Consider the following 24859-nt stretch of genomic DNA (forward strand, 5'->3'; position numbering starts at 1 on the left):
CTTTTTGGCTGATTTTTTAGCAAATTTATGGGAATTTTATGCCTTATTGTATGCAATGCGGACACGCCGCCCACCACACCATTCCTGATGGCGACAGTCGGCAACGCCTTGTCTGCCCCAATTGCGGCTTTATCCATTATGACAATCCCAAAATGATCTGTGGCATGTTGGTGTGCCATCACGACCAAATCCTGATGTGTCGGCGTGCCATCGAGCCACGCTATGGCTATTGGACGCTGCCAGCAGGTTTTATGGAAATTGGCGAAACGATGATCGAAGGGGCGTTGCGTGAGACCATCGAAGAAGCCGCCGCCACCGCAAGTGATGCCAAATTGTACTGCTTATTTGACATTCCCTATCTGGGGCAAATCCACGCCATGTATCTGGGCAAGCTGGGACAAGATGGCCGCTTTGGTGTGGGCGTTGAGAGCCTAGAATGTGCCTTAATTGCCCAAAACGACCTGCCTTGGGACGATTTGGCATTTCGCACCATTCGCCTGACACTACAAAAATACCTTGCCGACAAACAAGCGATTATTGATGACGGCAAAGACCCTGACGATTTTGCCAATTATCCATTGCACCAAATCACGCTTGATGAGATTGTCGCCGAAGAATTGCAATAATTTATCGTTAATTTGGTCATTAAGTTAGCGTCAATTTATTGCCAATTTGCCGTCAATTTATCGTCAAATAGCAACGCCGTAATGGTAGTAATGGCAAGGCAAGGGTTAAACTTTAAAATTGCTAAACTTCCAAAATAAAGTTAATCGGGCCATCATTGTGGGCAATCACTTGCATATTTGCCCCAAATTGCCCTGTGGCGACCATCGTGTGGCGTGATTTGGCATAATCCACCAATTTAGCAAACAACGCTGCCGCTTCAAGCGGTGGCATCGCTGGAGCAAAATCAGGGCGGCGACCCTTGTCGGTCAATGCCATCAGCGTAAATTGCGACACCAGCAACAAGCCACCGCCGACATCAACCAGACTCTTGTCCAGCTTGCCCAGCTTGTCGGCATCGGTGGTATTTTCAAAAATGCGATAGCCCAAAATCTTATCCACCAAACGGCACGCTCGCTCATAGTCGTCTGCCTTGGCGATGCCGATATATGCCAGCACGCCGCCATCGATACTGCCGACAATCTGACCATCAACTTCTACTCGTGCCTGATGCACACGCTGTATCAGTGCTTTCATTGGTTTTCCTTGTGAGTTTTTAGTTGGTTGTAAAATTTAATTGCTAAAGTGATTTTAAAGATTGTTCAAATTATCCAGCTTAGGGATATTCCACCACTGTGCCGATGGGTGATGTGCTGCCAGATACACCTGCAAATAACGCTGGGTATCATTGCTAATGATGGCATTATCGCTGTCATCGGCGTGATTATAGGCGATGGCGGCAAGCGTAATGCCACGCTGTGCCAATACCGACAAACTGAGCAAAGTGTGGTTAATGCTGCCCAATCTGCCTGAAGTGACCAAAATCACTGGATAGCCGTTATCAGCAATATAATCAATCATCAAACCGCCATCAACCGTGTCCCAAAGCGGTACCATCAGCCCACCCGCCCCTTCGATTAAGACCACTTCATAACGCTCAGACAGCTGGCGTGTGCAGTCGGCAAGGTGCTTGCCATCGATGGGCTTATTATCCAGTCGGCTCGCCAAATGCGGCGATGCTGGATAGGACAATAACGCAGGCATGGTCAGCTTTGCCTTGTCATCATCAGTCAAGGGCATCGCCATCAGCTGCCGATGCACCAAAATATCATCACTGATGGCATCGCAGCCCGTCTGAACCAGTTTTTGGGTGATGACCGATTTGCCCAGCTGCCTAAGTGCCTTGGCAATCTGACCTGTGGCGATTGTCTTGCCGATGTCGGTATCAATCCCACTGATAAAATAGCAGCCGCTCATCTGTTTCATGCTTGTTGTCCTTGTGGTGCTTGTTGTGTGTTTTTTTTGGGCTTGTTGATGGTTTTGTATGGGTGATTTTGTATGGGCGGTGGCTTGTCAATCGGCTGGCTTGGTGGGCTTATGTGCGATGATCAAAACTGGACAATAAGTCAAAGCATAGCCCAAATCGGTTGCCATGTTGGCATAATCATCACAAAACTTGGCAAGTCGCCCCTTATCCCAACGAAATGCCGCACCAGCAGCGGTTACGCCTGTGGCTTGCATATGCCGAAGTACCGACATCGGCGAATCAAAATACAGCACCGATTGATAAGCGTCCAGTACATCAACCACAAAGCCTGCTTGGACAAATCGACAAGCCAACTCATCGGCAGTGTCATAAGTCAGCCCCTGCCCTGTCAACTGGTGGATTTCGCCAAGATTGCCCTTGACAAAGCTGCCAATCGCCAACACGCCGCCATCTGCCATCGCCTGATACAGCCGTGCCAACAGCTTATCGGCAGGATAAATCCATTGCAGCATCGCCGATGACAGCACCAAATCCAACTGGCTGGGCAATGAAATTGTTTGGATATCGCCAATCAGATAGCGATGATGAGCAGGCGGCGGCGTGAGCGGATTGAGCCGAACCTGCCGATATAAATCGTTCAGATACAGGCGATTGACCGCAAAACGCCCCAAAAAAGCATCTGTCAAAAGCCCACTGCCAACGCCCATCTCCAGTGCTTGATCGATGGGCTTATCCTTGATAAATTCGGACAAATAATCCATCAGACGGCTTGCCATCTCGCCTTGTACGCTGGCATTGGCTCGGTAGCTGGCATATGCCTTGGTAAATCGCTGGGCAAGGCGGTCAGAGTCAATCACAAAAGATGGCGTAGTCATGATACTTGGTCAATGTGTCGGTTATGGCTGTGGTTATGATTGTCGTTGTTGGCTTAGGTTTCATTTTGGCGATGGGTTTTGGCGGTTGCTTGCTGTTTATTATTTATTAATGATTCATTCATGACAAATCAACTTAGGTATCATCAAACACATGCACCGCCCAAATATCGGTACGCATAGACTAATCGGCAAGCTGCTGCTGCAATGTCTGCATAAACGCACTCAGCTCATCATCACCAATGCCAGCATTTAGGCAAATCCGCAGCCGTGCCTGACCTTGCGGTACGGTCGGCGGACGCACAGGCAGTACATAATAGCCTGTCGCCCAGATGTCGGCAGCCAGTTTTAGTACGCTGGCATTATCCCCAATAATCACAGGGACTATTTGGCTTGTCGATGGCGTGGGCAAATTCAGCTCGGTCAGAAGCTGGTTGAGCTTATCGCTCATCGCCGACAGACGCAGGCGTGCATCGTTCATTTGGGTGATTTTGGTCAATACAAAACTCGTCCAAGCGGCATTCATCGGCGGCAAAGCGGTGCTAAAAATCAAAGGACGCACATGGTTAATTAAAAACGCCTTTAAAATTTCATGGCAAATCACATAACCGCCGACAGATGCCAACGCCTTGCCAAACGCTCCGACGATAAAATCAATCTCATCAATCACCCCAAATTCTTCAACGCAGCCCAAGCCACGCTCGCCACGCACACCGATGGCATGGGCTTCATCGACATACAGCATCAGCTGGCGATACCGCCGCTTCATCGCTACCAGTGCAGACAAATCGGTTACATCACCGTCCATACTAAAAATGCTCTCAGTAACCACGACAATGCGGTCAATGCTCGCATCTTGGCTGTATTTTTGGACTAGGCTTTCTAATTGGCTCAAATTTTGGTGCTGATAGCGGACGGTTTTTGTGCCGTTTTGGGCTGCCAGACGCATACCATCAATGATGCTGGCATGTACCAATTTATCCGCCAAAATCAGCGTCCGCCCATCACAAATGGCAGGCAAAATCCCCACATTGGCATGATAGCCGCTGTTAAATAACAAACACGCTCGCCCAAATAACGCCTGCATCTGCATCTCAAGCCGATCCATGCTAGCAAAATTGCCAGTCAATAGCCGTGATGATGACGAACCAAGTGGCTGCATTTGTCCAGCCACGCTCGCCAAAAACTCATCATAATAAGCACGATTTTGGGCGATGCCCAAATAGTCATTGCTCGCCAGATTGAGCATCAAAACATGATGATCGATGCTAATATGGCGAAGGCTATGCTCGGTGTGGCGAAACGCTCGGTAATTGTGCGTCTTTTTTAGCTTATCCAAGCGGTCTGCATAATGGCAAAGCAGCTCATCGTTCATACTTAAGATGCTCCTGACAAATCGCCAATCAGTGCCACAAATTCGCCCAGCAAATAATCCAGCTCATCATCACTGATCACAAATGGCGGCATCAGATAGACCAATTTGCCAAACGGACGAATCCAAATGCCACGCTGTAAGCACTGCTGTTGAATCTTATGCATATCCACCGCAAAATCCAGCTCAACCACCGCAATCGCCCCCAGTACACGACAATCCACCACATAAGGCAGATGTCGAAGTGTCGCCAAAGCCGACTGGCATTGGCGGCTGATATGGGTAACTTTGGCTTGCCAATCGCCATCTAACAGCAGCCGAGTACTGGCAAGAGCAGCGGCACACGCCAAAGGATTTGCCATAAAAGTTGGGCCGTGCATAAACACGCCTGCCTGCCCATCACTGATGGTATGTGCCACCGCCTGCGTGGTCAGTACCGCCGACATGGTCAGATAGCCGCCAGTCAATGCCTTGCCCAGACACATCACATCAGGCACGACGCCAGCATGATGGCAGGCAAATAATTGCCCTGTCCGCCCAAAGCCTGTGGCAATCTCATCAAAAATCAGCAACACATCGTACGCATCGCACAACTGTCTGAGTATTTTTAGATAATTGGGGTGATAAAAACGCATACCGCCTGCCCCTTGCACCACAGGCTCGATGATAAATGCCGCCACGCTGTCATGATGCTGCTCAAACGCCGCTTTTAGCACCGCCGTTTCGTCATCAGACCAAGGCTCATCAAAGCCAATGCTCGGTGCTGGCACAAAGATACGACTGGGCAAACTGCCACCAAAAATCTGGTGCATGCCAGTAACAGGATCGCACACGCTCATGGCATTCCAAGTATCGCCATGATAGCCTGAGCGTGTGGTCATGATGTTGGTTTTGTTGGGTTTTTGGCGAGCGTGCTGATATTGCACTGCCATCTTGAGTGCCACTTCCACCGCCACCGAACCAGAATCGGCATAAAAAATGTGCTGCAGCGGCTCTGGGGTGGTTTGTAAAAGTAACTTGCCCAAGGCAATGGCAGGCTCGTGCGTCAAGCCACCAAACATGATGTGCGACATCTTGCCCAGCTGCTCGGTGATGGCGGCGTTTAGCACAGGGTGATTGTAGCCGTGAATGGCACACCACCACGACGACATGCCGTCAATCAACGCCGTGCCATCATCAAGATAAATCCGACAACCTTCGGCAGATGCCACCTTAAACGCTGGCAAAGGATTGGTCATCGAAGTATAAGGGTGCCACAAATGCTCGGTGTCAAATTGGTCAATCATAAGCTGCAAAACTTGGGACAAATTGGCTTATCATAACGAATTTATACAAAAAATGATAGCCTTTCATTGACCAATCGCCCCAGTATGGGTGTATTGAGCATTAAAACACCAAAAATTAAAATTAAAAATTAAGCATCAGGCAATCTGGCGATCCATATCCCTGCACCGAGTGAAATTGCCGACACCAGCCACGCCAACCATTGTAAATCGCTCGGCAATCGCCAAAACAGCAGCAACGCCGACACGCTCATCATCAGCCAAGCCAGATATTTGGCAAATCGTGGCATCGCTCGGCGTGTCTGCCAATCAATAATCATCTTGCCAAACAATCGATGCGACAACAACCACAGATAAAATCGGCGTGAACTTCTCGCCCAACAATAAGCAGCCAGTAGCACAAAAACCGTCGTCGGCATGCCCGGCACCACCACGCCAACCAAACCCAACGCCAAAAACAGCACACCCAAAGCAAAAAACAGCACACGCATGGGCGTGCTTTGGTAAATCAAATCATCAACAGGGCGTTTGTGCATATTCAAAGCTCCATTTGCTGGCTTGTTGGGCGTTTTTGTTGGGTTTTGTTGGTTTGGCAAATTGGCAAAAATCGATTGGCAAAATCAATCAAAGCATCAAAATTACGCCCATTTTATCGCATTTGCCCCAAATAGGCTATTAAAAAATATAAATTATTCTCATTATCGTTTGTTATATTGTCAATAATGCGGTTTGTGCCTGATGCTTTGTAATTGATGCTTTGCGTTGCGTTGTGTCATTTAAAATGTACAGTTTGCCCAACCAAACGCAAGCGGTGAATTTGTCTGGTATTTTGTGCTAAAATAGGCAAATTTACCAATTTACCAATTTACCAATTTACCAATTTACCAATTTACCAATTTACCAATTTAACAATTTAACAATTTAACAATTTGATTATTTTGTTATTTGATAATTGATTAAAGGATATTTATCGTGAATTTATTTGCCCTAGCCCAAAACATCGTCCCCCAACAGGCATTGAGCGAGCTGGCAGGTGCTTTGGCAGCCAGCAAAAACCCATATCTAAAAAAGGCATTGATTCGCAGCTTTGCCAAGGCATATGATATTGGCTTGGACGAATACGCCCGTGGCAGCTTGGACGATTATGCCAGCTTTAACGACTTTTTTACTCGTGAATTAAAAGACAATGCTCGAGCGATAGACACCGCCAAAGACAGCATCATCTGCCCTGCTGATGGTACGGTATCGCAGGCAGGCGTTATCCGCCAAGGTGCGATTGTCCAAGCCAAAGGGCGTGATTATGAAGTCGGTCAGCTGCTGGCGGATTATGACGATGGGCGTGAGTTTGTCGATGGCAGCTTTGCCACCATTTATCTGGCACCAAGCAACTACCACCGTGTGCATATGCCGTTTGATGGGCGGCTGATTGCCACTCGCTATGTGCCAGGGACGCTGTTTTCGGTCAATGACACCACCGCTCAGTCCGTGCCAGATTTGTTCGCTCGCAATGAACGCTTGGTTTGTCTGTTTGAGACGGCATTTGGGCGAGCGGCCGTGGTGCTGGTTGGTGCGATGATTGTGGCAGGGATTGAGTGCGTCGCCACAGGGCAAATCAAGCGGACGCCTTATATTCAGTACCGCACGCACGATTTGCCACTCACCAAAGGCGACGAGCTGGGCAGATTTTATCTGGGTTCAACCGCCATCGTACTGTTGCCAAAAGCCGCTAGCAACGCTTGGCTGGACGATGTCCGCCACGGTCAAAAAGTGCTGATGGGGCAAGCCATCGGACGCTGTGATTTGGGCAGTATGGGTAATTTGGCTAATGCGGCGGTTAATTCGTCAGACAACCCAGCAGATAGCTGAGCGGATAATTTTGCTAAGATTTTCGCCAAAATTTGCTAACTTTCGCTAATTTTGTCAAAATTTACCAAAGCCAAATCAAAACTGGCAAATAATTAAAATGCCCATTGATGATTTGGCAAATTGGCAACATTACCCAAATAACAGCTTTGGTAATGACAATCAGCGTCAGTCTTGAACGACTTCATCAATATCCACGGCGTGCAGTGCGTCCAATGCATCAATCAACGCACGATAATCAGGACGCATGGCGATAAACTGGCTGGCACTCACCGCCTGAATGTCAGCACGGCATTTTGATTCAAAGGCTTCGGACGCTGCACGCAGTCGTGGCACGCCTGCATAGCGTGCCGCCCCCACCATGCGATGTGCCAGCTCGGACAGCGTGGCACGGTTGCGATCCGCCCACGCACGCTCTAGGGCTTGTTTTTCGTTATCGGCACTATCAATCATCATCTCCAGCAGTTTTTTGGCAAGCTGCGGCTTGTTCGCCGAGCGTTCCAAAGCATCTGCCCAATCCACATCGGATAAGGTGCTAGGTGTGTCGGTCAATTCATCGACAATCGGCAAAGTTTCGCATTCTTCAAGCACATCTGGCGGTGCTTGGGTGTTATCACTGCGATTGAGCCATTTTTGTAGCGTCTGCACCAGCTGCATCTCACCAACTGGCTTGCCCACATAGTCGTTTAGCCCTGATGACACCAAGCGATCTTTTTCGTCAGACAAGCCATGGGCGGTCAATGCCACAATCGGCACAGGCTCAGCCAGATAAGTCTGCTCAATCTTACGAATCTGAATCGATGCTTCTAGCCCTGACATTCTGGGCATTTGCATATCCATAAAAATCATATCAATCGGCGGAATCGCCCCTGTGATGCTTTGGGTCATTTTTTCGATGGCATCAAAGCCGCTGTTTGCCGTGACCACTTCCACACCAAGCTCACCAAGTAAGGCATCAAGCACCAGCAGATTTGGCAAATGATCATCGACCGCTAGGATACGGCGACCGACAAATTTGGCTTGGCGTGTCGGCTGGGCGGCCAAGTTTTGTTGATTTGATAGCATCGCATACAGCTGCCGTCTGTCCATCGGCTCGTATAGGGCGTGCGTCTGATAACGAGCAATTAGCTGCTCATTCATGCCCACTTGATAGCCGTAACTGGCCAGTTTGCCACGATAACGCAGGCGAATCTGCCGTAAAATCGCACCGACATCGTCCTTGGCGGCATCTTGTCCAAAATTATCCACAATCACCCAGTCATACTCGGTGTCGTTTTTGTCCAGTCGCTCCAACAAATCCGCCAAACCGATAGCCACCGTCAGCTGCACTTTGGTATCCATCAGGCTGGCTCTCATCACTTGCAAGGCAGGGGCATGGTTAATCCAAACCAACAGCTGCATCGGCTCATGCAGCACATCAGGTATGCTTTGTAGTCGCTGATCCAGCCAAGTTTCATCATCACCATCGACAATCCCTGTGGGCATCTCAAACCAAAAAGTCGCCCCAGCGTTGGCGATGTTTTCGCTTTGATTGTCAAAAAAGCCAATACTGCCGCCCATCAAATGCGTCAGCTGCTTACAAATCACCAAGCCAAGCCCTGTACCACCATAGCGGCGAGTTACCGACAGATCACCTTGGCTAAAGCTCACAAACAGCTGTGCTTTGTCGCTTTCGCTCACGCCTTTGCCGGTATCTTCCACTTCGATTCGCAAAAAGCCGTGTTTTTTTGCCAAGCTGACACGCACCACCACGCCGCCTGTGTCGGTGAATTTGATGGCATTGCCCACCAGATTGGTCAAGATTTGTTTCACTCGCAAACTGTCGCCGACCACTTGCGTTGGCACATCATCATAAAACAGCACCGCCAGACGCAGGCGTTTTTCTAAGGCGGCAGGCGAGAGCATATCCACCACATCATACACCGTGGCGTACAAGTCAAAATCATGGCTGTCCAAAATCAGCTTGCCTGCTTCCATCTTTGAAAAATCCAGCACATCATTGACCAATGCCAATAGGTGCGCACTGGATTTTTTGATGGTTTGCACATATAAATTTTGTTCGCCAGTCAGCTGGGCTTTGCGTGCCAAAAGATTGATAAAACCGTCAATGCTGTTGAGCGGTGTGCGTAACTCATGGCTGATATTTGCCAAAAATGCCGATTTGGCTTGGCTGGTTGAGATGGCAGCATCTCTGGCGTTGCGGATTGAGATGTTTTGCATTTCCATCTCATCAAAGGCTTGTTGCAAATCTCGCTCGGTTTCTTCGGCATGGGTTTTTAGCTCAGTAAAACTGTTGTCAAGCCGTCTGATGGCACGAGCAAAATCATCACGTAATAGGGCAAATTCGCCATCGGTTTTTAGGTTTGGCACACGAGATAAATTGTCAGCGTCTAGCCGCTGCAAGTACAGCCGCATCTCATAAATCGGTGCAATCCAACGCTTAGAATAGATATTTAAAATCAGCAATAGCAGCAAAATGGTAATCAGCCCTGTGATGGCCAATGCCAGCCCCACACGATAAGAAGCGATGGTAAACGGCGTGCTGTCCATGTCCACGACCAGCCAGTAGCGTTTATTATCAAAGATGAACGACTTGCCATAAGCCATGCCCACTGGCGTCTGCACACGCCAAATCTCTTTGGCCTGTAAATCAAACTCCCCCCAAGACAAATCGGTCTGCATGCCTGTGCTAAACAGTACCTGTCCGATGCCGTCCATCACCGCCACTCTAAGCACATGATGGTTGCGTGATTGTTGTAGTTTGATGAACCAATTTTCATTAACAAAAGGCGATGCTGGCTCTAGGCTGTCCGCCGACTCGCTGTCCATATTGGGCGTGATGACGGTCAAAAGATCATCATCATTCATCTGTGCCACCGTCTGCTCAAGGCGTCTTTGGCGATGCTGCAAATCGGTCAATAGCGGCCGCACGATGTCTTCGTAGCGTACCAGTGCCGCCGTCGCCATGGTGTCTTGTTCGGACAATATCGCTCGGCGTGTCTCGCTCATCACCAGATACGCCCCTGCCATCGCCAAAATGACAATCGGCAAAAACACCAACAAAATCAGCTGCCCATACGCACTTTTTATGCCAAATGCCTTATTAATTTGCATCGCCTTTATCTCTATCCAACCAATCGTCCAAAACGCCCAGATATACCAGCACTATACCAAAAACACCGCCCCAATGACAACCAATCCGCCCAAACAAATTGATCGCAAGTGTTTAACCTGCTTGTTAATATGCTATAATCAAGCGTTATTGGTGATTGTACCATCGGTTTTTTAGTTTATTTAAATTTATTGATTTAAATGATTGATGTTTTGATATTAAACCGATCAATTTACCCATCAATCCACCCATTAAAATGACAACTTGAGCCATCGTTTATGACAACTGACTTTATCCATCACGCCAGCACTTTGTCCGACTGCGTGGGCAGCACGCCACTGGTTGCCCTAAAAAGCCTTGGCAAAGACACGCACGCCACTTTATTTGCCAAACTCGAAGGCAACAACCCAGCAGGCTCGGTTAAGGATCGCCCTGCGTTTAATATGATTTATCAAGCCGAGCAGCGTGGACAAATCAAACCCGGCGACACGCTCATCGAAGCCACCAGTGGCAACACTGGCATCGCACTTGCTATGGTCGCTGCCATGCGTGGCTATCAGATGGTGCTACTGATGCCTGCCAACTCCACCCAAGAACGCAAAGACGCCATGACCGCTTATGGGGCGACATTAATCGAAGTTGAAGAAGGCATGGAAGCGGCTCGAGATTTGGCATTGCAAATGCAAGCAGACGGCAAAGGCATCGTGCTGGATCAGTTTAACAATCCAGACAACAAACAAGCCCACTATCTGACCACTGGCCCTGAACTGTGGCAACAAACTGGCGGTAAGATTACCCATTTTGTCAGCTCAATGGGAACCACTGGCACCATCATGGGTGTCAGCCAATATCTTAAAGAACAAAACCCTAATATCCAAATCATCGGCCTGCAGCCTGACGAAAACTCTGCCATCGCTGGGATTCGCCGCTGGCCAGCAGCGTATTTGCCGGGGATTTTTGAGCCATCATTGGTCGATGTCGTCATGGACATCAACCAAGCCGACGCCGAACGCTATATGCGTAAATTGGCTCGTGAAGAAGGCATCTTTTGTGGCGTATCATCAGGCGGTGCAGCGTGGGCAGCCCACCAAATCGCCAAAACCAACCCCAACGCCCAGATTGCCTTTATCGTCTGCGACCGTGGCGACAGATATTTATCAACAGGGCTGTTTGGCGTTGTTGATGAGTGATTTTTAATGATTTTGATTGATTAATGGTAAAAAAATTTTAATTGATATTTTTAAATATTTTAAAATTTATAATTTTTTTTAAAATGTATTAATAAAAATTATTAATCAATTAAACTTAGCAAATACAGCAAAAGGAACAGCCATCATGCTAAATCATGCACCGATATTGGTTTTTGATATTGAGACTATCCCTGATGTTCAGACTGGCAAACGCCTATATCCCGACATCGCCACGCTGGACGAGCATGATGCACTGACGGCACTGATTGCCCTGCGTCAAGCCGAAGCAGGCACGGATTTTATGCGTCTGCCACTGCACAAAATCGCCTGTTTGTCGTTTTTGTGGTTTGATGGCAATCAATTTCATCTCAAATCATTATCGCTTGAAACGATGGGCGAAAAAGAGATTTTGGCGACTTTTTTGCGAGCCTTTGACAAAAAACCGACGCTGGTCAGCTGGAACGGTGCAGGCTTTGACCTTCCTGTGATGATGTACCGTGCCATGCACCACAAATTAAGCTGTCCTGCCCTGTTTAACTCCGCCCAAAAGCCAGATTATCTGCACCGCTATGGCGAGATGCACATTGATTTGATGGACAAAATGGCACTGTACAACGGCTATCAACGCCAAAAACTTGACACGGTCGCAAGCCTATGCGGTTTTGCTGGCAAAGGCGACATTGACGGCTCGCAAGTGGTGCCGATGGTCGAAAATGGCGAATGGGCAAAACTTTGCACTTATTGCGAATCTGATGTGCTAAACACTTGGCTGATTTATCTGCGATGGCTGATTTTGGTCGGCAGAGCCGATGTGTCGCTGTGTGATGCTTTGATTGATGGCACTTATCAATTTGTCGAATCGCTACAAAACGCCGATGGTACACGCCGCCATCAGAGCTTTTTGGACGCTTGGGTGCGATAACCGTAAAGCGGTGCGATTTCACCATAAAGCTATGCTATAATAGCCAGCCATTTTCATTCAAAATACCCATCTAACGACAGGCAACGCTTTGATATGACAGCACAACATTCTTTAATCGCAAGCCCAAGCAAAAAAGGCAAGTCCAATGCTCGCACCAGAAAACGCTTGGCAGACGCCCCTTTGATTGATTTTACCATCACCAACTTGGCACACGATGGGCGTGGTGTCGCTGTTTATCAAGACAATCACCCAACGCACAATCCTGATAAAGTCGGCAAAAAAGTCTTTATCAGCTTTGCTTTGCCCAATGAGACGGTGTCGGTCAAGCTCACCAACAGCAAAAAAACCTTTGAAGAAGGCGATGCCCAAGCCATCATCGCCAATCCGCACCCAGAACGCCAAACGCCGCCATGTCCGCATTTTGGCGTCTGTGGCGGTTGCAGCTTGCAGCATTGGGACGCTGATGGGCAGATTGCCTTTAAGCAGTCGGTATTATCTGAGCTATTGACGCACCAAGCTGGCGTACAGCCTGAGCATTGGTTGCCGCCTTTGGTGGGTGATCGCTTGGGCTATCGCACCAAGGCACGCATGGGTGTGCGTTATGTCGCCAAAAAACAAACGGCATTGGTTGGCTTTCGTGAGCGTGCCAGTAATTTTTTGGCGGCGTTGGACGAATGTCATATTTTGGATAAACGCATCGGCTTTGAAATTGAAAATCTCAAAGCACTCATCACCAGCCTAGATGCCAAAGACGCCATCGCCCAGCTGGAAGTGGCGATGGGCGAGACTTTGCCACACATCGCCGACAGCCAAAAATCGGTCGCTGTGATTATCCGCCACCTAAGCGAGCTGTCGGACGCTGATATGGACAAATTACGCCAGTTTTTTGATGAGCGTGATTGGCAGCTGTTTTTGCAGCCCAAAGGCTCAGACAGCGTGCATCGCATTGACACCGACAACGCTCGTGCCAGCTCATTGACCGTGCCACCGACTGGCGGACTGTTTTATCATTTGCCAAATTTTGATTTGACTTATGAATTTTCGCCACTGGATTTTACGCAGGTCAATTTGTCCGTCAATCAAAAAATGATGGATTTGGCTTGTCAATTGCTGGATTTGCAAGCTGGCGAGCGTGTGCTGGATTTGTTCTGCGGTTTGGGCAATTTTAGCCTAGCTTTGGCAAGAAAAGTGGGCGAAACTGGCTTTGTGGTTGGTGTCGAAGGCTCAAGCGAGATGACCGAACGAGCCAAAATGAACGCCCATGCCAATGGCATTCATCATGCCGAGTTTTACGCTCAAGATTTGACCCAAGATTTTAGCCATCAGCCGTGGGCGACAGGCGAAAACCGCTTTGATGCCCTGCTGATTGATCCGCCCCGCTCAGGTGCGTGGGAAGTGATGGCGTATCTGCCAAAATTTAACGCCAAACGCATCGTCTATGTCTCGTGCAACCCTGCCACGCTGGCTCGTGATACCAAAGCACTCATCGATGCTGGCTATCGCTTGACGCACGCTGGGGTGATGGATATGTTTAGTCACACAGGGCATGTTGAGAGTATCGCCAGATTTGAGCGTGCCTAACTGGTAATTTTAAAGATTAACATATCATATTAAAAATATATCAAAAATCAAATCGGATTTTGGCGGTCAATTGTCAAATTTTGCAACCTTTTATCATTGACCGCTTGGTTGTTTTGATTAATAATTTTAATCAACATCTAAAGTTTTATGATACAAATAAACACCCCCCCAACGCCTAAGCATTGGGGGTTATTATTGTCATCAATTTACCCAAATGGGCAAAAGCTGCCAAGATTGTCAAATTTACAAATCGCCAAATTTACGCTTGGCTTTTTTGTCCTGACGCTTGGCAAAAAACACTTCTTCGATAACCTTTGGGCGTGGTTTGCCAGCGGATTTGTCAAAACGCTTGGGATTGCCTTGGGTTTTGTTATCTGCAAATTTATTGTCCGCAAATTTGCCACGCTTTGGGCGGTCAAACTCAGCCTTGGCGGTGAATTTGGCAGGCTTGGCAGCTTTGCCAAAACGCTTTTCACGGTTTTCATAATTGCCACGGCTTTCACGACCATCACGACTGTCATAATTGCCACGACTTTCACGACTGTCGGCTTGATAAAAATCACGCTGGCTGCGTGTGCCATCGCCTTGGCGTTCGCCTTGACGGTCTTTGTTGCCAAAGCGTCTGTCGGCTGACTGCTCAAAACGACTACCACGGCTATCAGTACGCTCACGAGTAAAGCGGCTTTCACGGCTGTCATGGTTTTCACGGCTGTCACGACCATCAAAACGGCCATCTGTGCGAGCATCGCCACGCTCACGACCAAATTGACGCTCACCACGCCCAAAACTGCGGCGGTTGTCATTGCGACCACGCCCTTTGCCACGACCACGACGCTCTTTTGGCTCAAAACCAAAATTGCGAGTCGGCTCCATGCCTTCGATGCTTGCCACCGTCATTTGTCGCTTAAGGTAGCGATTGATTTGATCCAATTGGCGGTTGTCCTCGATGCTGCACAAATTCACCGCCACGCCTGTGCGTCCTGCCCGGCCGCAGCGACCGATGCGATGCACATAATCCTCAACTTGGCGGGGCAAATCGTAATTAATCACATGACTGATGGCAGAAATATCAATGCCTCGTGCTGCCACATCGGTGGCAATCAGCAAGTCGCATTTGCCAGCTTTCATGTCGGCAACGATGCGGTTTCGCTTACCCTGTGGCAAATCGCCATGCAAATAGCGCGCCTTGTAGCCTGCTTCGACCAGCTGATTTGCCAGTTTTTCGGTGGATAATTTGGTTGCCGCAAAAATCACCGCCTGCTTAATCTCAGGATTGTTTAGCAATTCTTGCAAGATTTTATTTTTGTGGTGAAAATCATCGCAAAAATACACACTCTCGTCAATGTGTGCCGACTCTACCTTGATAGCGATTTTTTCAGGATTGGTGGTGAAACTTTCGGCAATTTTACCCACTGCACCATCCCAAGTCGCTGACGACATCACCGTCTGGCGAGTGCTTGGCGTGTTTTGTAAAATTTCTTGAATATCATCAGCAAAGCCCATATCCAGCATGCGATCGGCTTCGTCCAAAATCAGCATCTCAAGCCCAGACAAATCCACACGACCTGCTCGCATATGGTCAATCAGTCGCCCCGGTGTGGCAATCACCACCTGCACGCCTTTTTTTAGGGCGCGCAGCTGACCGCCATAAGGCGCACCGCCCACCAAAGGCACGCTAAACATATTACGCATGCCATCACCATAACGGCGGACGCTGTCTTGTACTTGCAGTGCCAGCTCTCGTGTCGGAGTCAAAATCAGTGCATGAATGTGCTTTTCAAGCTTAGGCTTGCGGCTCATTTTGTCCAAAATCGGTAGCACAAACGCCGCCGTCTTGCCTGAGCCTGTCTGTGCTGACAATAGCAAATCTCGGCCGTTTAGTGCATGGGGGATTGCCGCCGCTTGAATGGGTGTTGGAGTGGTGTAACCGCTTTTAATCAGTGCTTTTAGCAGCGGTTTGTTCAGTCCCAAATCGCCAAATTGCACAACAAATTCGCCATCATCGCTCTGGCTTTGGCTGGCTGCTGCATCAATCATATCTGTCATAATTTTCTCAATCGTTTTAATGCCCCACTGATGAGTCAATTTTTGCTACAAAAAAGCAGCACAGACCACCCAAGCTGTCGCTTTGGTCTGCTAAATTGCATTTTGAACTGGTGGCAAGTTGGTCGCTGTTGCTTACTTTTACGCCAGATGCCAAGGCATCGGCACAGACTTTATCCGTCATCATTTTCGGATTGGCAAGCCAAAATCATCGCAACAGTATTATTAAGATAAACTATCAGATAGACTGGGAAAAATCCGCTTAAAGCACATAAACCGTGCTTAAGTGAGATTTGGTCATCGGATAAAATTGATAAAAACTGGACAAACAGACAAAAATCTGTTTCCTATCGGCGGCGATGTCATCAAATAGCGAGTGTGAACAATTCACAGAACGGTCATTATAACACAAATCATGACAAAAAACGCATTTTGTTTTCATTTAAAATAAACAAACACGCCTGCAAGCGATAAGACAGATTTTGGTAAGTAAAATTTACGCTTTTTTGCTTTAAAATTTGCCCACAAGGTGCCATAATACCAAAATAGCAATAGATTTTGTCAAGTTTGCAATCTTTTAGCGTTTGTGAACATTTTTTGAAAAGATACAAGGATTTGCCGTGGTACAGATTCGTGATAGCCTGCCCCTATTGGGCGGCAACAGCAGCAGCATGGATAGTGCAACAATGGCAGCCAGCCTAGTCGCCAAGCAGTTACACCCTGATTTTCGAGCACAGCTTACCAATCACAAGCTAAGCAGCACGCTTGACCACACCGACAGCACGACCACGCCCAGCGAGCTAGATGTTTCAGACATTGATGTGGATACTTGGATTGCCAGCGTCGCCGCTCGCATCGGTAAGACGGATTTGCCCATCTTGCGGCAGGCTTGCCAATTTGTCCAAATCCAAGTCAATAAGCCGCATGTAACTCGCTCAGGGGCGTATATCACTGGCATCGGCATGGCAGATATTTTGGCTTATCTGTTCCAAGATGAGAACGCCCTTGCTGCCGCCATGCTGTATCGCACCGCACGCCGTGAGCTGGTGAGTATCGACACCATCAAAACCAACTTTGGTGAAGACATTGCCCACTTAGTACTAGACACTCTGGCAATGGGTAAATTATCCGAGAGCATCGAGAACAATCAGCGATTGGAAGATTTTTTTGAGTCCAATCAGCGTGATCAATTGTCCAACATTTATAGCATGCTCATCAGCACCACCAACGATGTGCGTGCCGTGCTGATTAAACTTGCCGAGCGAACCTTTGCCATGCGTGAGCTGTCATTTTCGCCACCTGACCGCCAACAGCGAGTCGCACGAGAAGTGATGGCAATTTATGCACCGCTGGCACACCGCTTGTCCATCGCCCAGCTAAAATGGGAATTGGAAGATTTGGCGTTTCGCTATCTTGCCCCTGATGAATACAAAAAAATCGCCGCCTTGCTTGCCGAAAAACGCAGCGAACGAGAAGCGTACATTCAGCTGGTACAGGCCAAACTGGGCGAAGAGCTGAAGCGCGCTGGCATCGAAGGCGAAGTCTCTGGGCGAGTCAAGCACATCTACTCCATCTGGCGTAAGATGAAATCCAAAAATCTGTCCTTTGATCAGCTGTACGACATTCGTGCCTTGCGAGTGCTGGTCAATAGCAACGCCGAGTGCTACTACACGCTAGGCATCGTGCATGGCTTGTGGCGGCATATTCCTGAGCAATTTGACGACTACATCACCAACCCCAAGCCCAATGGCTATAAGTCATTACATACCGCTGTCATCGCCGAAAATCGCACCTTAGAAGTGCAAATTCGCACCTTTGATATGCACTTTGAAGCAGAGCTGGGCAAATGCTCACATGTCAGCTACAAAGAAGGTCTAAAAGCCAAAAAAGACGACTATCTGACCCAAAAAATCAGCTCACTCAGACAACTGCTTGCCAACGACAAAACCGACATCGAAGACGACACCGAGCTTGACATTGACAATGCCGAACGCATCTATGTCTTTAGCCGTGATGGCGATATTACCGAGCTGCCCAAAGGGGCAACGGTGCTGGATTTTGCCTATTATGTGCATACCGAAGTCGGCAACCGAGCCCAAGGTGCGCGTGTCAATGGCCGCTATGTGCCGCTGACGCACCAGCCCAAAACAGGCGATCAGATTGAGATTATCACCAAATCCAGCCGAGAACCCAACCGTGATTGGCTGATGGCATCGCTTGGCTATATCCACACCAATCGAGCCAAATCCAAGCTACGCCAATGGTTTAATAAGCAAGACCGTGATAAAAATATCGAAACTGGCAAAGGTCTGCTCTTGCGTGAATTTGACCGCTTGTCCATCTTGCCCAATCAGGTCAATTTGGCAGAGTATTTTGGTGAGCTTAATGTCAAATCCGAAGACGATTTGTATGTCGCCTTGGTCATCGGCGATGTCAGCGTTACCCAAATCAGCAACCTAGTCGCCCAAAAACTGGAGCTGACCGCACCGCCTGCCGATGAGTCTGCCATTGACATCAAAACCCCGGTACGCACCAACAAATACAAAATCGAGCTTGAAGGCTTTGACAATGTCGAGCTGCACCTTGCCAAATGCTGCAATCCTGTGCATGGCGAGCCAATCGCTGGCTTTATCACCCTATCAAGCGGTGTCAGTATCCACAACCAAGGCTGCCCTGAATATCTACGTTTGGTAGAGCGTGAGCCAGACCGCTCGGTAATCGCACGCTGGCAGGAAAGTTTTGGCCGCTATCAGCCCGTGGTTATCCATGTCGAAGCCCAAAATGCCAATGGGCTGCTGCGTGATTTGGTGCATGTCATCGACCGTGAGAAGGTCAATATTCACCGTGCCGAGACGGTGAGCAATGACGGTGCAATTAGCCATATGAAGTTTTATGTGGAAGTGGCAGGCATTTCGCATTTATCACGCCTGCTCAATAAAATCGAACAACAGCCCGGCGTACTGCACGCTCGCCGAGCCACAGCCTAGGTGCATTATGCCAGAGTTACCTGAAGTTGAGACGACCAAAGCCAGCCTAACGCCGCTTATTGGTAAGACTGTCCGACAAGTACAAATCCGCTACCCAAAGCTACGCTACGAGATTCCAAGCGATTTGCCCAGCTTGGTCGGCTTTCGTCTGACGGCGATACATCGGCGTGCCAAATACCTGCTGCTTGATTTTTATCACGCCAAGGACAATCGCCAAAAAACGCTGCTAATTCATCTGGGCATGTCGGGCAGTTTGCAGCAGCATATCGATGAACCACCTAAAAAGCACGATCATGTGTTGATTGACTTTGGTGATGATGGCGATAACGGCAGTTTGAATAATGGCGACAGCTTAGATAGTATCACCCTGCACTATCACGACCCCAGACGCTTTGGCATGATGCTGTGGGTGGTCAATGACGACTATATCGGCACGCTTGACACTGCCGAACGCTTTTTGGAAAAACTCGGCCCTGAGCCGCTTGGCAATAAGTTTGACCTAAATTACCTAAGACGCATCATTCACCGCACAGGCGAAAAGCACAAAAAACCCATCGCCAAACCCATCAAGGCACTCATCATGGAACAGGCTATCGTGGTCGGTGTCGGCAATATCTATGCCGCCGAGAGTTTGTTTTTGTCAAAGATTCACCCTTTGACGCCAGCGTGTCGGCTTGATGATGATCAGTTGTCGCTGCTGATTGATAATATCAAACAAATCCTACACCGTGCCATCGAGCAAGGCGGCTCAAGCCTAAAGGATTTCACCGTCGGCGAAGGCAAAACTGGCTATTTTCAGCAGACGCTCTTGGTCTATGGGCGTGATGGTCAAAGCTGCACCATGTGCGGCACGATACTTGAAAATGTCAAAATCGCTGGGCGTGCCAGTGTGTATTGTCCGCATTGTCAGCCGCTCACGCCCTAGGTTTGGCATAAAAATAAAAAAAGATGGCTTGGTTGCCATCTTTTTTTTATTATCAATTTTGGACATCAAGCCCAAATGGTTAAATTTTCGATAAGTATATTGAGATAATCAGATTTTTAATTAAAACTAATTGCCGTAATTGTCAGCAATCACCGAACGCAACTTGGCAAAATAAGCATCATCAAGCAAATTGTTATTCTCATCAAGCAAATCGGCGGATAAATCTTGGGCAAGCATATTTGCCACCGACACCATGCTATCAAAGCCACGCAAGGCGTGCTGCTGCGGCAGCGTCAAAAACAGTACCAATCCCAAAAACTGCTCTTCAGGCAGCGTGTTTAGATCAAATCCTCGCACGCCCCTATGCTCCATACCTGCCATACAAAACCACAAATCGCCCGTGCCGTCCTCGTTTTCGTGGCGATAAAACAGATTCATCGCCCCATATTTCATGCCATAAGTGCGGACAATCTCCAGCACCTTTTTGCCAGCCAATCCTGCAAACGAACCTTGCGGCATGATAACGATGGTGATGATTTCTTTGGCGTGTGCCAAGGCGTCATTGTCATGGTTAAACTGCTGACGCTCGTCCAGATGGCGGTCTAGGATTGGTGAGTTTTGCTCAAATTTCATATCTGCCGCCGACAGCTGATATTTGGTGGTGTCGTCATGCTCACTGGCCCAAGCGTCATCGGCTTGGCGATTGTCAGCAGCGGCTTGATGGCTGGTGTGGTGGCTGGTGTGATGATTGTCGTGGTGATAGCCATCGGCTTGGGCAGGCTCTTGATGGACTGGCTCAGTGCTGGCTGCTTGGGTAGGCAGGACAAACTCGTCATCTTGCGGCTCTTCATGGACATCACGCTCTGGCAGCTGTCTGTCTTCTCGTGGAATGATGGGCAAGCCGTATTTGGTCTTCACCCCAAGCTCATCGGCGTCCAGCACCGTATTGGCACGGCGAAGGCTGCGTGCCACCATCAGCACACCCACCAAAACAACCAACAACGCCAAAATCAACCACAGACCATTCCACTGCATAATTACCCCAAAATGTCCCAAAAGCATCTGGCAATACCGATGCCAACTTATCAAAATCCAATCAAAAAATTGTCAAAAAAAACTATAAAAACACGCCCAGCTGTCAAACACTGGCAAGCAACATTAGTCTAGCAGATTTCTGTTTTTTCGTCATCATTTACACAGTAAATCAAGAAAATTGTTACAATTTTTTGGTTGTCAATTGCCCAAATCGTCCACAATTTTCCAAATTGACCACACTTGCCGCAATCATCACAATTGCCACAACCGATTGACTTTATGCCAAATTAAAAAATAAAAAAAAATCGCCCCAATATGGAGCGACTTTTGACAAAGAATAAAAATTATTTTTTGCCACGGTTTGCGAATGCACCAAAACGCTTGTTGAAGCTCGCCACACGACCTTCGTTGGCGGTTTTGCGTTGTTCGCCAGTATAAAATGGGTGTGATGCACTAGAAATATCCAATGGGAAGTATGGGTATTCTTGACCTTCGTACTCACGAGTTGTCTTGGTAGTAACGGTTGAACGAGTCAAAAAGTACACATCAGCATTGGTGTCATGGAACAATACTTCACGGTAATCTGGGTGAATGTCTTTACGCATAATTCATCTCTTATCCAATAAACCTAAGCACCAATAAGCACTGCCAAATCAAGCTTAACAGTGGAACATAGCCACGCCATCACCAACCAACTTCAGCATGTCGCACCATGTTTTTCTGTGTTATTAGCCAACTTAAGTGGGAACATAAAGTCTAAATTTTATCAAAAAGTCCTTTGATTTTCAAGTATCTTTTAATAAAATTACCAATAATAAACAATCACAAAAAATCTCAATCACCTTGGCGGCTGTCAATCCAGCCACGCAGCTTTTGCCCTGCCTTAAAAGTAACCACACGGCGAGCCTGCACAGGGACGCTTTCGCCAGTCTTTGGGTTACGGCCGGGGCGAGATTTTTTGTCTTTAAGCTCAAAATTGCCAAAGCCAGACAGCTTGACTTCTTTGCCTTCGCTCAGGCTTTGGCTAATTTCATCAAAAAAACCATCGACCAGCTTTCTGGCCTGCTGGCGTGTCAATCGCAAGCGAATCGTCAGCTGATCCACCATGTCCGCCTTGGTTAATGCACTCATGATTTATCCTTATTTATCAATAAGTTGATGAAATAATTAATTTATTTGCATTTGATAATTTTACACTTGATGACTTATTAATGCAAATTAATTTTTTAGCCATTGCACATTAACAATGAGCCGCCAGCATCACAGGCAGCCCATTGTCAAGCCATCAAACACCGCAAGCGATGATTGGGTAATTTGGCAAAGCGTCAGACACGCAAAGCATCAATCACGCAAAGTTGCACCGTGATTTTGTGCCAATTTGGCAATCACCTTATCAACAGCGGCTTTGATTTGCTCATCTTCAAGCGTGGCGTGATGGTCTTGGAACACCATGGCAAATGCCAAAGATTTTTTGCCCGCCGGCAGATGCTCACCAGCATAAACATCAAACAGCCACAAATCTTGCAGATATTTGCCCGCCTGCGTATAAATCTCGCCAGCCAGCGTCTGCCAAGTAACATCGATATCGACCAGCACCGCCAAATCACGGCGAACCGATGGGAATTTGCTTGGCGTGGTGATACGCACTTGATGGCGACCAAGGGCAACCAAAGCGTCCAAATTCAACTGAGCCACCCACACTGTCGGCAAATCCAAAGCCTTGGCAACGCTTGGGTGCAACTGACCAAACCAGCCCAGACGCTCGCCATCAACGAGCAGATACGCACTTTGCCCGGGGTGCAAAAACGCAAGTGCGGCACGCTCATACTGCACCGACGCCTTGTCCAGCGTACTTGGTAATAAGCTCTCAATATCACGCTTCAGATCATAAAAATCCATCGCACGAGTGGCGTGGCTTTGTTCGTGCGTGATGTCGCCTGTCGCCACGATGGCAAGGCTTGGCGTCTGTACCAAATTGGCAACATCTGCCCCCACAAAGCTCAAACCTGTTTCAAACAAACGCACTCTGGTTTGTTGGCGGTTTAGATTGTAGCTCACCACTGGCAATAGGCTTGACATCAGCGTACGCCGCATGACCGCCAAATCGCTAGAAATTGGGTTGGCAAGCGGCAAAGTCTCGCCTAGGCTAGCATCATCAAACAACGCTTCAACCTTGGCATCGCTAAAGCTAAAACTCACCGCTTCATGATAGCCTGCGTCCGCTAGGTGCAGCTTGAACTGATGAATCAAATCGGCAGTATCGTCATAACGCATATCCACCGCAAACTCTGGCAAGGCTGGCGAAATGTTGGCATAGCCATAAATGCGTGCGACTTCTTCGATGATGTCTTCAGCGATGGCAATATCAAAGCGATGGCTTGGCGGCTGACAAGTCAAAACACCATCTTGGCAAGTGCTGACAATCTCAAGGCGATTTAAGATGGCGACCATCTCGTCAGCTTTAATGTCTGTACCCAAAAGTTTATTGACCTTTGTCACAGGAACGCTGATGGCACAACGCTTGGGCAAATTGTCCAAACTTTCGACACAAGCGATGGTGCTGGCTTGACCGCCTGCCACGGTGGTAATCAAGCTGGTGGCACGGTCTAGGGCTGCCTGTGGCAACTCAAAATCCACCCCACGCTCAAAACGCTGCGACGCATCGGTATGCAGACCAAAACGGCGCGCTCGCCCAGCGATGCTCAACCGATTAAAATGAGCGCTTTCTAGCACGATGCTGGTGGTATTGTCCGTTACCGCTGAACGCAAGCCACCCATAATCCCTGCCAATGCCAGCACACCGACATCATCGGCAATCACCAGCTCATCGCCAGTTAAGGTAATGGTTTGCTCGTTTAATAATTCGACGCTCTCGCCAGCATTTGCCAAGCGTACACAAATATCACCGACAATTTTATCGGCATCAAAGGCATGCAGCGGCTGACCCAATTCTAGCAAAACATAATTGGTCACATCGACCAAAAAATTATGCACACGCACCCCTGACGCTGTCAATGCATCAGCGATCCAAGCTGGCGTCGGACAAGTGCGATCAATGCCATCGATTCGCTGTGCCAAATAGCGTGGGCAAGCGGCTACTGCTGCCACTTGGATATTTGGGGCGTAATTGGTGCTTGGGTTGGGGCGGTCAATCGCCACGGCATTTAGCGGTATTTGGTTAATTGCCGCAATCTCACGAGCCAAGCCTTTGACACTTAGGCAATCGCCACGGTTTGGCGTGATGGCAATTTCAAAAATTTTGGCGTCCAGATTCAGATACTCACGCACATCAACACCAATCGGTGCATCAGCAGCCAGCTCCATCAGACCATCGATTTTATCTTCTAAGCCAAGCTCGGACGCACCGCAGAGCATACCTTGGGATTCGACACCACGCAGTTTACCCTTTTTAATCTTAAAGCCTTTATCGTCATCGCTGGGCAGCACCGCACCGATGGTCGCCACCACCACTTTTAGGCCGACACGCACATTGGGTGCACCGCAGACGATTTGTAATTGCTCGCCTGTGCCGATGTCCACTTTGGTCACACGCAGGCGGTCGGCATCAGGGTGCTGCTCGCAGGCAAGCACTTGCCCCACCACCACGCCACCAAATGGCGGTGCTACCGTCTCCACGCCGTCCAGCTCAAGCCCTGCCATCGTCAGCTGCTCGCCCAAGGTGTCGCTATCCACGCTTGGGTTTGCCCATTGTCTTAGCCATTGTTCACTAATTTTCATTGTAAT

At 48.4% G+C, this 24859-nt stretch carries 21 protein-coding genes; 7 read left to right on the plus strand and 14 right to left on the minus strand.

The window, feature by feature from the left end; all coding sequences use genetic code 11:
- The first annotated feature begins 38 nt into the window (after nucleotides 1-38).
- Nucleotides 39-626: an NUDIX hydrolase gene (locus ACFBZI_RS02970; RefSeq protein ID WP_375714957.1), complete on the plus strand. Its 588-nt coding sequence runs from the start codon at nucleotides 39-41 to the stop codon at nucleotides 624-626.
- Nucleotides 627-747: 121 nt separating this feature from the next.
- On the opposite strand, the gene dtd is transcribed toward ACFBZI_RS02970, so the two are convergent.
- The 6 genes from dtd to ACFBZI_RS03000 all read right to left on the minus strand — a co-directional run bounded on the left by dtd (nucleotide 748) and on the right by ACFBZI_RS03000 (nucleotide 5993).
- Nucleotides 748-1200, minus strand: coding sequence for a D-aminoacyl-tRNA deacylase (gene dtd / locus ACFBZI_RS02975; RefSeq protein WP_375714958.1), 453 nt, complete (start codon nucleotides 1198-1200; stop codon nucleotides 748-750).
- A 54-nt stretch (nucleotides 1201-1254) separates the two neighbouring features.
- On the minus strand, nucleotides 1255-1920 hold the full coding sequence (gene bioD, locus ACFBZI_RS02980; protein ID WP_375716296.1) for a dethiobiotin synthase: 666 nt from the start codon (nucleotides 1918-1920) through the stop codon (nucleotides 1255-1257).
- Nucleotides 1921-2016: 96 nt separating this feature from the next.
- Nucleotides 2017-2805: a methyltransferase domain-containing protein gene (locus ACFBZI_RS02985; RefSeq protein ID WP_375714959.1), complete on the minus strand. Its 789-nt coding sequence runs from the start codon at nucleotides 2803-2805 to the stop codon at nucleotides 2017-2019.
- Nucleotides 2806-2986: 181 nt separating this feature from the next.
- A complete protein-coding gene (locus tag ACFBZI_RS02990; protein WP_375714960.1) occupies nucleotides 2987-4177 on the minus strand; it encodes an aminotransferase class I/II-fold pyridoxal phosphate-dependent enzyme in 1191 nt (396 codons plus the stop codon).
- A 2-nt stretch (nucleotides 4178-4179) separates the two neighbouring features.
- Complete coding sequence (bioA, locus tag ACFBZI_RS02995; RefSeq protein ID WP_375714961.1) at nucleotides 4180-5460, minus strand: adenosylmethionine--8-amino-7-oxononanoate transaminase; 1281 nt, start codon at nucleotides 5458-5460, stop codon at nucleotides 4180-4182.
- A 128-nt stretch (nucleotides 5461-5588) separates the two neighbouring features.
- Nucleotides 5589-5993 carry a YbaN family protein gene (locus tag ACFBZI_RS03000; RefSeq protein WP_375714962.1) on the minus strand — a complete coding sequence of 135 codons (405 nt, stop codon included), beginning with the start codon at nucleotides 5991-5993 and terminating at the stop codon, nucleotides 5589-5591.
- Between the two features lie 436 nt (nucleotides 5994-6429).
- On the opposite strand from ACFBZI_RS03000, the gene asd reads away from it, so the two are divergent.
- Complete coding sequence (asd, locus tag ACFBZI_RS03005; protein ID WP_375714963.1) at nucleotides 6430-7323, plus strand: archaetidylserine decarboxylase; 894 nt, start codon at nucleotides 6430-6432, stop codon at nucleotides 7321-7323.
- A 165-nt stretch (nucleotides 7324-7488) separates the two neighbouring features.
- Here asd and ACFBZI_RS03010 read toward each other — a convergent pair whose 3' ends face one another.
- Nucleotides 7489-10434: a hybrid sensor histidine kinase/response regulator gene (locus ACFBZI_RS03010; RefSeq protein ID WP_375714964.1), complete on the minus strand. Its 2946-nt coding sequence runs from the start codon at nucleotides 10432-10434 to the stop codon at nucleotides 7489-7491.
- Nucleotides 10435-10710: 276 nt separating this feature from the next.
- Between ACFBZI_RS03010 and cysM the strand changes: the two genes are divergently transcribed.
- From cysM to rlmD, 3 genes are all read left to right on the plus strand, one after another.
- Nucleotides 10711-11622 (plus strand): cysteine synthase CysM, encoded by a 912-nt coding sequence (cysM, locus tag ACFBZI_RS03015; protein WP_375714965.1) that lies wholly within the window; start codon nucleotides 10711-10713, stop codon nucleotides 11620-11622.
- A gap of 145 nt (nucleotides 11623-11767) precedes the next feature.
- Entirely contained in the window at nucleotides 11768-12544 is a 777-nt protein-coding gene (locus ACFBZI_RS03020) for a 3'-5' exonuclease (RefSeq protein WP_375714966.1), read from the plus strand.
- Between the two features lie 93 nt (nucleotides 12545-12637).
- Entirely contained in the window at nucleotides 12638-14125 is a 1488-nt protein-coding gene (gene rlmD, locus ACFBZI_RS03025; RefSeq protein WP_375714967.1) for a 23S rRNA (uracil(1939)-C(5))-methyltransferase RlmD, read from the plus strand.
- 243 nt (nucleotides 14126-14368) lie between these two features.
- Here rlmD and ACFBZI_RS03030 read toward each other — a convergent pair whose 3' ends face one another.
- From ACFBZI_RS03030 to ACFBZI_RS03040, 3 genes are all read right to left on the minus strand, one after another.
- Nucleotides 14369-16162, minus strand: a complete 1794-nt coding sequence (locus ACFBZI_RS03030) for a DEAD/DEAH box helicase (RefSeq protein WP_375716297.1) — start codon at nucleotides 16160-16162, stop codon at nucleotides 14369-14371.
- Nucleotides 16163-16187: 25 nt separating this feature from the next.
- The gene (locus ACFBZI_RS03035; RefSeq protein WP_375714968.1) at nucleotides 16188-16355 is read right to left on the minus strand and encodes a hypothetical protein; all 168 of its coding nucleotides are present in this window, start codon (nucleotides 16353-16355) and stop codon (nucleotides 16188-16190) included.
- Nucleotides 16356-16430: 75 nt separating this feature from the next.
- Complete coding sequence (locus ACFBZI_RS03040) at nucleotides 16431-16559, minus strand: hypothetical protein (protein WP_375714969.1); 129 nt, start codon at nucleotides 16557-16559, stop codon at nucleotides 16431-16433.
- Between the two features lie 229 nt (nucleotides 16560-16788).
- Between ACFBZI_RS03040 and ACFBZI_RS03045 the strand changes: the two genes are divergently transcribed.
- Both ACFBZI_RS03045 and mutM read left to right on the plus strand, forming a co-directional pair.
- Nucleotides 16789-19155, plus strand: coding sequence for a RelA/SpoT family protein (locus tag ACFBZI_RS03045; protein WP_375714970.1), 2367 nt, complete (start codon nucleotides 16789-16791; stop codon nucleotides 19153-19155).
- Nucleotides 19156-19162: 7 nt separating this feature from the next.
- On the plus strand, nucleotides 19163-20080 hold the full coding sequence (gene mutM, locus ACFBZI_RS03050; RefSeq protein ID WP_375714971.1) for a bifunctional DNA-formamidopyrimidine glycosylase/DNA-(apurinic or apyrimidinic site) lyase: 918 nt from the start codon (nucleotides 19163-19165) through the stop codon (nucleotides 20078-20080).
- 126 nt (nucleotides 20081-20206) lie between these two features.
- Here mutM and ACFBZI_RS03055 read toward each other — a convergent pair whose 3' ends face one another.
- The 4 genes from ACFBZI_RS03055 to pheT all read right to left on the minus strand — a co-directional run bounded on the left by ACFBZI_RS03055 (nucleotide 20207) and on the right by pheT (nucleotide 24853).
- Nucleotides 20207-21115 (minus strand): cell division protein ZipA C-terminal FtsZ-binding domain-containing protein, encoded by a 909-nt coding sequence (locus ACFBZI_RS03055; protein ID WP_375714972.1) that lies wholly within the window; start codon nucleotides 21113-21115, stop codon nucleotides 20207-20209.
- A gap of 344 nt (nucleotides 21116-21459) precedes the next feature.
- Nucleotides 21460-21720, minus strand: coding sequence for a type B 50S ribosomal protein L31 (locus ACFBZI_RS03060; protein ID WP_375714973.1), 261 nt, complete (start codon nucleotides 21718-21720; stop codon nucleotides 21460-21462).
- 229 nt (nucleotides 21721-21949) lie between these two features.
- Nucleotides 21950-22246: an integration host factor subunit alpha gene (locus ACFBZI_RS03065; RefSeq protein WP_375714974.1), complete on the minus strand. Its 297-nt coding sequence runs from the start codon at nucleotides 22244-22246 to the stop codon at nucleotides 21950-21952.
- A gap of 210 nt (nucleotides 22247-22456) precedes the next feature.
- Complete coding sequence (pheT, locus tag ACFBZI_RS03070; protein WP_375714975.1) at nucleotides 22457-24853, minus strand: phenylalanine--tRNA ligase subunit beta; 2397 nt, start codon at nucleotides 24851-24853, stop codon at nucleotides 22457-22459.
- Between the last annotated feature and the right edge of the window lie 6 nt (nucleotides 24854-24859).

This window comes from Moraxella marmotae (assembly GCF_042219885.1).
GTDB classification, from domain to species: Bacteria; Pseudomonadota; Gammaproteobacteria; order Pseudomonadales; family Moraxellaceae; genus Moraxella; species Moraxella marmotae.

Bases quoted from the DNA above. Each gene is read 5' to 3' on its own strand.
- ACFBZI_RS02970 (WP_375714957.1), top strand. From the start codon at position 39: ATGCCTTATTGTATGCAATGCGGACACGCCGCCCACCACACCATTCCT.
- dtd (WP_375714958.1), bottom strand. From the start codon at position 1,200: ATGAAAGCACTGATACAGCGTGTGCATCAGGCACGAGTAGAAGTTGAT.
- bioD (WP_375716296.1), bottom strand. From the start codon at position 1,920: ATGAGCGGCTGCTATTTTATCAGTGGGATTGATACCGACATCGGCAAG.
- ACFBZI_RS02985 (WP_375714959.1), bottom strand. From the start codon at position 2,805: ATGACTACGCCATCTTTTGTGATTGACTCTGACCGCCTTGCCCAGCGA.
- ACFBZI_RS02990 (WP_375714960.1), bottom strand. From the start codon at position 4,177: ATGAACGATGAGCTGCTTTGCCATTATGCAGACCGCTTGGATAAGCTA.
- bioA (WP_375714961.1), bottom strand. From the start codon at position 5,460: ATGATTGACCAATTTGACACCGAGCATTTGTGGCACCCTTATACTTCG.
- ACFBZI_RS03000 (WP_375714962.1), bottom strand. From the start codon at position 5,993: ATGCACAAACGCCCTGTTGATGATTTGATTTACCAAAGCACGCCCATG.
- ACFBZI_RS03010 (WP_375714964.1), bottom strand. From the start codon at position 10,434: ATGCAAATTAATAAGGCATTTGGCATAAAAAGTGCGTATGGGCAGCTG.
- cysM (WP_375714965.1), top strand. From the start codon at position 10,711: ATGACAACTGACTTTATCCATCACGCCAGCACTTTGTCCGACTGCGTG.
- ACFBZI_RS03020 (WP_375714966.1), top strand. From the start codon at position 11,768: ATGCTAAATCATGCACCGATATTGGTTTTTGATATTGAGACTATCCCT.
- rlmD (WP_375714967.1), top strand. From the start codon at position 12,638: ATGACAGCACAACATTCTTTAATCGCAAGCCCAAGCAAAAAAGGCAAG.
- ACFBZI_RS03030 (WP_375716297.1), bottom strand. From the start codon at position 16,162: ATGATTGATGCAGCAGCCAGCCAAAGCCAGAGCGATGATGGCGAATTT.
- ACFBZI_RS03035 (WP_375714968.1), bottom strand. From the start codon at position 16,355: ATGATGACGGATAAAGTCTGTGCCGATGCCTTGGCATCTGGCGTAAAA.
- mutM (WP_375714971.1), top strand. From the start codon at position 19,163: ATGCCAGAGTTACCTGAAGTTGAGACGACCAAAGCCAGCCTAACGCCG.
- ACFBZI_RS03055 (WP_375714972.1), bottom strand. From the start codon at position 21,115: ATGCAGTGGAATGGTCTGTGGTTGATTTTGGCGTTGTTGGTTGTTTTG.
- ACFBZI_RS03060 (WP_375714973.1), bottom strand. From the start codon at position 21,720: ATGCGTAAAGACATTCACCCAGATTACCGTGAAGTATTGTTCCATGAC.
- ACFBZI_RS03065 (WP_375714974.1), bottom strand. From the start codon at position 22,246: ATGAGTGCATTAACCAAGGCGGACATGGTGGATCAGCTGACGATTCGC.
- pheT (WP_375714975.1), bottom strand. From the start codon at position 24,853: ATGAAAATTAGTGAACAATGGCTAAGACAATGGGCAAACCCAAGCGTG.